The 8,082-nt window shown below is 72.2% G+C and carries 7 protein-coding genes; 4 read left to right on the top strand and 3 right to left on the bottom strand.

Annotation, left to right across the window (positions count from 1 at the left end):
• Nucleotides 1-779 (top strand): MFS transporter (locus ACZJYS_RS20730; RefSeq protein WP_493180174.1); only part of this gene is annotated, 779 nt, incomplete at its 5' end.
• A 15-nt stretch (nucleotides 780-794) separates the two neighbouring features.
• Here the strand turns inward: ACZJYS_RS20730 and ACZJYS_RS20735 are convergent.
• Together ACZJYS_RS20735 and ACZJYS_RS20740 are read right to left on the bottom strand one after the other, a co-directional pair.
• Nucleotides 795-1,784 (bottom strand): hydroxyacid dehydrogenase, encoded by a 990-nt coding sequence (locus ACZJYS_RS20735; protein ID WP_379633548.1) that lies wholly within the window; start codon nucleotides 1,782-1,784, stop codon nucleotides 795-797.
• A 5-nt stretch (nucleotides 1,785-1,789) separates the two neighbouring features.
• A complete protein-coding gene (locus ACZJYS_RS20740; protein WP_493180175.1) occupies nucleotides 1,790-2,788 on the bottom strand; it encodes a tripartite tricarboxylate transporter substrate binding protein in 999 nt (332 codons plus the stop codon).
• Between the two features lie 360 nt (nucleotides 2,789-3,148).
• On the opposite strand from ACZJYS_RS20740, the gene ACZJYS_RS20745 reads away from it, so the two are divergent.
• Entirely contained in the window at nucleotides 3,149-4,471 is a 1,323-nt protein-coding gene (locus tag ACZJYS_RS20745) for a DEAD/DEAH box helicase (RefSeq protein WP_109516019.1), read from the top strand.
• Nucleotides 4,472-4,589: 118 nt separating this feature from the next.
• A complete protein-coding gene (locus ACZJYS_RS20750) occupies nucleotides 4,590-5,789 on the top strand; it encodes a M20 aminoacylase family protein (RefSeq protein ID WP_493180176.1) in 1,200 nt (399 codons plus the stop codon).
• A gap of 51 nt (nucleotides 5,790-5,840) precedes the next feature.
• On the opposite strand, the gene ACZJYS_RS20755 is transcribed toward ACZJYS_RS20750, so the two are convergent.
• The gene (locus tag ACZJYS_RS20755; protein ID WP_493180177.1) at nucleotides 5,841-7,661 is read right to left on the bottom strand and encodes a PHA/PHB synthase family protein; all 1,821 of its coding nucleotides are present in this window, start codon (nucleotides 7,659-7,661) and stop codon (nucleotides 5,841-5,843) included.
• Between the two features lie 185 nt (nucleotides 7,662-7,846).
• Here ACZJYS_RS20755 and ACZJYS_RS20760 point away from each other — a divergent pair.
• The coding region (locus tag ACZJYS_RS20760; RefSeq protein ID WP_493180178.1) for a hypothetical protein at nucleotides 7,847-8,082 on the top strand (236 nt) is incomplete at its 3' end.

Raw genomic sequence — 8,082 nt, forward strand, 5'->3', positions numbered from 1 at the left:
CCGGCCTGTACGGCGCGCTGGCCAAGGGGCCGATCACCGGCGTCACGCTGTTCGCCGGCTTCGCCTCCACCGTCGGCTGGCCGCTCAGCACCTTCCTCGATGCCGAGCTGGGCTGGCGCGGGGCCTGCCTGGTCTGGGCGGCGCTGCATCTGGGGCTGGGGCTGCCGCTGAACCGGCTGCTGGTGCCCGCCGCGCCGCCCCCCGCGCCCAAGGCCGCCGCCGAGGGGCCGGAGGTGCCGGCGCCGCCGCAGGCCATGTGGGTGCTGGGCTTCGTCTTCGCCGCCACCGGCATCATCACCGCCGCCATCGGCGCGCACCAGCCGGCCCTGCTGGCCGCCGCCGACGCCTCGCCCGAGGCCGCCCTCCTGGCCGCTTCCCTCACCGGGCCGGCGCAGGTGGCGGCGCGCTTCCTGCAGTTCAGCCTGCTGCGCGCCCTGCACCCGCTGTGGATGGCGCGGGTGGCCTGCGTCATCCAGGGCATCGGCGCGCTGGCCCTGCTGTTCCTGGGCGGGCCGGCGGCGGCGGCCTTCGCCCTGCTGCATGGCGGCGGCAACGGGCTGCACACCATCGCCAAGGGCACGCTGCCGCTCGCCGTGTTCGGGCCGGTCGGCTACGGGCAGCGGCAGGGCATCCTCTCCGCCCCTGCGCGGCTGTTGCAGGCGGGGGCGCCGCTGCTGTTCGGCCTGCTGATGGAAGCCCATGGCGCCGGCGCGCTGTGGCTCACCACCGGGCTGTGCTTCGCCGCCTTCGCCGCCCTCTTCGCGCTGCGCGCGCGCTGAGGGCGGCGCCCGTGGTCAGGCGTTGCGCCGCAGCGCCTCCGGGTTGATCAGCGCGTCCGGGTCCGGCTGGCCCGCCAGGAAGTCCAGCACGTTGCGGGCCGAGGCGGTGGCCATGCGCTGCAAGCCCTCGGCGGTGCTGGCGGCCACATGCGGCGTCATCACCACGTTCGGCAGGCCGAGCAGCGGGATGGGGCTCTGCATCGGCTCCACCTGCACAACGTCGAGCCCCGCCCCCGCCAGATGGCCGGAGCGCAGCGCCGCCTCCAGCGCCGCCTCCTCCACCAGCGTGCCGCGGGCGGCGTTGATCAGCACGGCGCCGGGCTTCATCGCCGCCAGGAAGCCGCCATTCACCATGTTCCGCGTCTCGGCGTTGGAGGGGCAGTGGAGGGTGACGATGTCCGCCTCCGCCAGCGCCGCCGGCAGGTCGCGCGCCGGCTCGTAGCCCAGGCCGCGGATGGTGTTGGCGGGGATGAAGGGGTCGTGCACCCGCACCCGCAGCCCGAAGGCGGCGCAGAGCCGCGCCACCCGCGTGCCGATGCGGCCGAAGCCGATGATCAGCACGGCGCGGCCGCCGAGGTCGAAGGTGGCGGACTGGCCGGGCACCCGCCACTCGCCGCGCCGCACCCCGGCGTTGAAGGCCACCACCTGGCGGGACAGCGCCAGCATCAGCATCAGCGTGTGCTCGGCCACCGAGGCGGCGTTGGCCTCCGGCGTCACCGCCAGCAGGATGCCGCGCTCGGTCAGCGCCGGCACGTCCACATTGTCGTAGCCGACGCCGTGGCGGCAGACGAAGCGCAGCCTCGGCGCGCGGTCGAGCAGGGCGCGGTCCACCGTCATGCCGCGCACGATCATCGCCTCCGCCTCGGCCAGATGGCCGGGCAGGGTCTCGGGCGTCAGCGCCTCGGGCGTGAGGAGGCGCAGGCCGGGGGCCTCGCGCAGCATCTCAAGCCCGTCCCGGTGGATGGGATCGGGCACCAGCACGGTGTGCAGGGAGAGATCGGCCATGGCGGTCACCCGTTGCCCCAGGGGCGGCGGCGGAAGAGGTCCTTCACGCCCTCCGCCTCGCGCAGGGCGGCGGCGCGGTATTCGGCGCCGACGAGGGGGCGCATCGGCAGGTTCAGCTTCGCGGCCTCCTCGACGAAGGCCGGGTCGGCCAGGGTGGCGCGGAAGGCGGCCGCGAGCGGCGCGGCGATCTCCTCCGGCAGGCCGGGCGGCGCCACGAAGCCGCGCGCCGAACCGCCGACGACATCGAAGCCCTGCTCCCGGAAGGTTGGCACCTCCGGCATGGCGGACCAGCGCTCCGGCGCGGCGGCGCCGAGGCAGCGTGTGCGCCCCTCCTGCAACAGGGAGATGCCCTCGCTGAGATTGTAGGAGGCGACGTCGAGCTGCCCGCCCAGCAGGTCGCGGATGACGGGGGCGGTGCCGTTGTAGGGCGCGTGCAGGGCGCGGACCTGCGCCACCTCCTCGAAGGCGAGCAGCAGCTGGTGGTCGTCCGAGCCGATGCCGGCGGCGGAGCCGACCGAGACGGCCTCCCGCGCCTTGGCGGCGGCGGCCTTCAGGTCGCCCAGGCCGCGCAGCGGGGAATCGGCGCGCACCCAGAGGGCGCCGGGGTCCTCCACCAGCTGCGCGACGTAGGTGAACTCCTCCATCTTCCAGCGCACCGGCCGTTCCAGCGGGATGGAACTGAGGGAGAGGCTGGCGATGGCGCCCAGCGTGTGGCCATCGGGGCGCGCCGCGAAGATCGCCTCGTTGCCGGTCTGCCCGCCCGCGCCGACGCGGTTGGTGACGACGAAGCGCGCGCCGGGCAGGTGGTTCGGCAGGTGCTTGGCTGCCAGCCGCGCCATGATGTCGATGCCGCCGGCCGGCGGGTAGGGGACGATGATCTCGATCGGCCGGGCGGAGGGCCAGGCGGCCTGGGCCAGGGCAGGGCGGGCCAGCAACGGCAGGGCCAGCACCGGCAGAGCCGGCACGGGAAGAAGGCAGGCCAGGAGGCCCCGGCGGGTGGGCATGGTGTCGTCCTCGGACTCGTTCCCCGGGGCGTTCTGCGGCCCCGGCCCCCGGGAGGGGGGCTATTGCCGACAGGCTAGACCATGGCGGCCGCCCTGGCCATGGCTGCCCCGCGTCCGCGTCTTCGCACTTGCGTCAAGGCCTCGGCGCGCGCATATGAGCGACGCCGGCCTCCATGGGGAAGTGCCGGCCGCGCCCTGGCTGCGTGAACGGACCGCCCGCCCTTCATCGGCGGCGGCCATGCCAGGGCCCCGGGACAAACCCCCCGGACCTTCTCCCTTCGGTACGACCCATCCACGCGGGGCGTCCTGACCCGCAACCGGTGCGGCCGTCATGGCGTGCGCCGAATCTTGGATATGTTGATGACCGATTTCACGTCCCTCGGCCTGGCCGAACCGCTGCTGCGCGCCCTGGCCCAGGAAGGCTACACCACCCCCACCCCGATCCAGGCGCAGGCCATCCCGCTGGTGCTCGAGGGCCGCGACCTGCTGGGCATCGCCCAGACCGGCACCGGCAAGACCGCCGCCTTCGCGCTGCCAATCCTGCACCACCTGGCCGACCGCAAGGCGCCGGCCCCGCGCGGCGGCTGCCGCGTGCTGATCCTGTCGCCGACGCGCGAGCTGGCCTCGCAGATCCACGACAACATCCGCGCCTATGGCCGCTTCATGGGCCTGTCCTCCACGGTCATCTTCGGCGGCGTGGGCGCGCGGCCGCAGGTGCAGGCGCTCTCGCGCGGCGTGGACATCCTGGTGGCGACGCCGGGCCGCCTGCTCGACCACGTGCAGACCGGCGCCGCCCGCCTGCAGGGCGTCGAGGTGCTGGTGCTGGACGAGGCCGACCAGATGCTGGACCGCGGCTTCTGGCCCGCCATCCGCAAGCTCACCGGGCTGATGTCCAAGAACCGGCAGACGCTGTTCTTCAGCGCCACCATGCCGGAGGAGATCGCCAAGATCGCCAACGAGCTGCTGAAGGACCCGGCGCGCGTCTCCGTCACCCCCGTGGCCTCCACGGCGGAGCGGGTGGAGCAGCGGCTGATCCATATCGACGCCAGCCAGAAGCGCGTGCTGCTGGCCGAGATGCTGCGTGATTCCGCCATCGGCCGCGCGCTGGTCTTCGCCCGCACCAAGCACGGCGCCGACCGCGTGGCCAAGCACCTGGTGGCCGAGGGCATCAACGCCCACGCCATCCATGGCGACCGCAGCCAGGGCCAGCGCGAGCGAGCGCTGGCCGAGTTCCGCAACGGCCGCGCGCCGATCCTGGTGGCCACCGACATCGCCAGCCGCGGCATCGACGTCGATGGCGTGACGCATGTCTTCCAGTTCGACCTGCCGGACACGCCGGAGGCCTATGTGCACCGCATCGGCCGCACCGCGCGCGCCGGCGCCAGCGGCGAGGCGATCGCCTTCTGCGCGCCGGACGAGGTGGTGAAGCTGAAGGCGGTGGAGAAGCTGATCGCCATGAAGATCCCGGCCGAGGACCGCCGCAGCCCGGCGGCGCGCGCCGAGGCCGAGGCGGCGCAGCCGAAGAAGCAGCCGCCGCGCGGCCGTGGCCCGCGCCCGCAGGGCGCGAGCGGCCGGCCGCAGGGCGCCGCCCCGCGCGGTGGCCGCGGCATGCCGCCGGGTGCCGCCGGCGCCCGCAAGGACCGCAACTGGCGCGACAGCGACTTCCGCAACTCCTCGCGCTGAGGCGTTGACGACCGGGCCGGAGGCACCCCCTCCGGCCCTTTTTTTGTCCCGCGCCGTGTTGCCATGCGGGCGGGACGGGGCAAGGCTGGCGCGGTTCGCAACCGCCGGAGCCGAACCCATGCCGCAAGAGACCGACCCCCGCCTCGCCGCCATCGCCGCCGAGGCGACGCAATGGCGCCGCCACCTGCACGCCAACCCGGAGCTTTCCTTCGAGGAGCACCGGACCAGCGAGTTCGTCGCGGCAAAGCTGGAGAGCTGGGGCATCGCGGTGACGCGCGGCATCGCGGGCACGGGGCTGGTCGGCACGCTGCGCGGCAGCCGGGGCCAGCAGGGCGCCAATGCCGGCCGCGCCATCGGCCTGCGCGCCGACATGGACGCGCTGCCGATGCAGGAGATGACCGAGGACCTGCCCTACAAATCCACCGTGCCGAACGTGATGCATGCCTGCGGCCATGACGGCCACACCGCCATGCTGCTCGGCGCCGCGCGCTACCTCTCCGAGACGCGCGACTTCGAGGGCACGGTGCACTTCATCTTCCAGCCGGCCGAGGAGAAGGGCGGCGGCGGCCGGGTGATGGTGGAGGAGGGGCTGTTCACCCGCTTCCCCTGCGACGCGGTGTACGGCATCCACAACGGCTCCAACGTGCCGAAGGGGCAGTTCGTCATCACCCGCGGCACCACCAACGCGGCGGCCGACACGGTGAAGCTGACGGTGCGCGGCCTGGGCGGCCATGCCGCGCGGCCGCACCAGGCGCTGGACCCGGTGCTGGTGGCCTCGCACATCGTGGTGGCGCTGCAGAGCGTGGTGAGCCGCCGGGTGGACCCGCTGGATTCCGCCGTGCTCTCGCTATGCAGCATCCATGGCGGCAGCGCCTGCAACGTCATCCCCGAGGAGGTGGTGATCGAGGGCACGGTGCGCACGCTGCGCCCCGAGACGCGCGACGAGATGCAGCGCCTGCTGACCGAGGTGGCCACCGCCACCGCCCAGGCGCATGGCGCCCGCGTCGAGATCGACTATGAGCGCGGCTATCCGCCCGTGGTGAACAGCGATGCCCCCGTGGAGCGCGCGCAGCTGGCGGCGGCGAAGCTGGCGGGGGAGGGGATGCTGGTGCGCGAGGCGCCGCCGACCATGGGGGGCGAGGACTTCTCCTACATGGCGCGCACGGTGCCCGGCTGCTTCATCCGCCTGGGCCAGATGGACCCGGCCAGGCCGAACTTCTCGACGCACCACCCGCGCTACAACTTCAACGACGACATCCTGCCGACCGGCATCGCCTTCTGGTCGTCCCTGGTCGAACAGGAACTGACTCCCGCCTGACTGGCAGAAAAAAGATGGGGGCCTGGGGGAATTCCTTCCCCCAGCCTTCCCTCAATCGGTCCCGATGACCTTCACATAACTCCCCGGCGCGTCCTCGATCGCAAGCAGCCCGCCTTCGCCCGGGGTTCGCGCCGGCACCTGCGCCTTGTCCAGCCCGCTCACCCAGCGGTGCCAGTCCGGCCACCAGGAGCCGGCGAACTCGGTGGCGGCGCCGAACCAGTCATCCGGCTCGGCCGGCAGGCTGTCGGCCACCCAGTGGCTGTACTTGCCGGATTCCGGCGGGTTGGCGACGCCGGCGATGTGCCCTGAGGCGGCCAGCACGAAGCGCACCGGCCCGCCATAGATCTGCGTCGCCTTGTAGGTGCTCTTCCAGGGCGCGATGTGGTCCTCGCGCGTGGAGAGGATGTAGGTGGGCAGCTTGACCTTGCGCAGGTCGAGCGGCACGCCGGCCAGGGTGATGCCGCCCGGCTTGGCCAGATCGTTCTGCTGGTACATGCGGCGCAGGTAGAAGCTGTGCATGGCCGCCGGCATGCGGGTGCTGTCGTCGTTCCAGTAGAGCAGGTCGAAGGGGAAGGGCTCCTGCCCCATCAGGTAGTTCTGCACGACGAAGGACCAGATCAGGTCGTTGGCGCGCAGCATGTTGAAGGTGGTGGCCATCTCGCGGCCTTCGAGGTAGCCGCGCTTCTGCATCCGCTCCTCGAGCGACTGCAGCTGCTCCTCGTCGATGAAGACGGAGAGTTCCCCCGCCTCGGCGAAATCGACCATGGTGGTGAAGAAGGTGGCGGACTTGATGCGGGTGTCCCGCTTCTCCGCCATGTGCGCCAGCGTCGAGGCCAGCAGCGTGCCGCCGAGGCAGTAGCCGATGGCGTTGACGGCCTTCTCGCCCGTGGCCTTCTCGATCGCGTCCAGCGCGGCATAGGGCCCTTCGAGCATGTAGTCCTCGAAGGATTTCTCCGCCAGCCGCTCGTCCGGATTGACCCAGGAGACGACGAACACCGTGTGCCCCTGGCTCACCGCCCAGCGAACGAAGCTGTTCTTCGGCCGCAGGTCGAGGATGTAGAACTTGTTGATCCAGGGCGGCAGGATCAGCAGCGGCCGCTTCAGCACCGTCTCGGTCGCCGGGCTGTACTGGATGAGCTGCATCAGCTCGTTCTGGTAGACGACCTTGCCGGGCGAGACGGCGATGTTCTCGCCGATCTTGAACTTGGTCTCGTCCGTCATGCGGATGCGCAGCTTGCCCTTGCCGCGCTCGAGGTCGGAGAGCAGGTTCTGCAGGCCGCGCAGCAGGTTCTCGCCGCCCGTCTCGGCGGTGCGGCGCAGCACCTCCGGGTTGGTCATCAGGAAGTTGGACGGGCTCATCGCGTCGACGAACTGGCGGGTGTAGAAATCCACCTTCTGCGCCGTCTTGGGGTCGAGGTCGTCGGCCGCGTGCGCCACGTTGGTGAAGTAGCGCGCCGAGAGCAGGTAGGACTGCTTGATGAAGTCGAACACCTCGTTGTCCCGCCACGCCTCGTCCTTGAAGCGGCGGTCCTTCGGGTCCTCGGCGATGACGGGGCTCACCTCGCCGCCCCACATGCGGCGCGCGGTGTTCTGCCACAGCGTCATGTAGTCCTGCCAGAAGCCGAGCTGCGCCTGCATCAGCCGCGCCGGGTTGGTCATCAGCCGGGCGGTCATCTCCATGAAGGCGGTACCGATATGCATCGGGTCCGGCCCGTCCGCGCCGCCGCCCGGCGCCTCGCCGGCCTGGCGCCGCAGGAAGTCGGCCACGATGCGCTGCCCGCGCTCCGCCACATCGGCCATGGTGCGGGAGACGAGGGCGGGGTCCGGCAGGCGGAATGCGCCCGGGTCCGGGGGGGTGTCGTCCTTGGCCATGCGTCCCTCCGCGCCTTTGGCGCCTGCTTCCTGCGATTTCGCGAGCCCGCCTTGTGGCACGCGGACCCTGAAGCCTTCGTTTCGCCACACGGGGAACCCGGGCTTGGCTGCACGGTTCCGCGCGGCCTTCCGCCGACCCCGCCTTTCGGGCTAATGCCCAGGGAATGGGCGAGAAGAGGCGGAGCATGGACCAGCGCAGCGACCGAGGCCGTCTGCAAGGTAGGGCTGGCGCGAGGGGGCATCAAGCGGCCTGCGGCATTGTGCTGCTCGCGCTCTCGCTCGCGGGTTGCGTCGGCTCCCCGACGGAAGGGCCGCGGGAATTCTGGAAGAACGCCTTCGGCCCGCCGCTGGAGGGCCGGCCCCTGCCGCCCGGAACGGAAGGGGCCTACCCCAACCTGGCTTCCGTGCCGCCCGCCCCGCC

The sequence above is a fragment of the Roseomonas sp. TS2 genome (assembly GCF_058833935.1).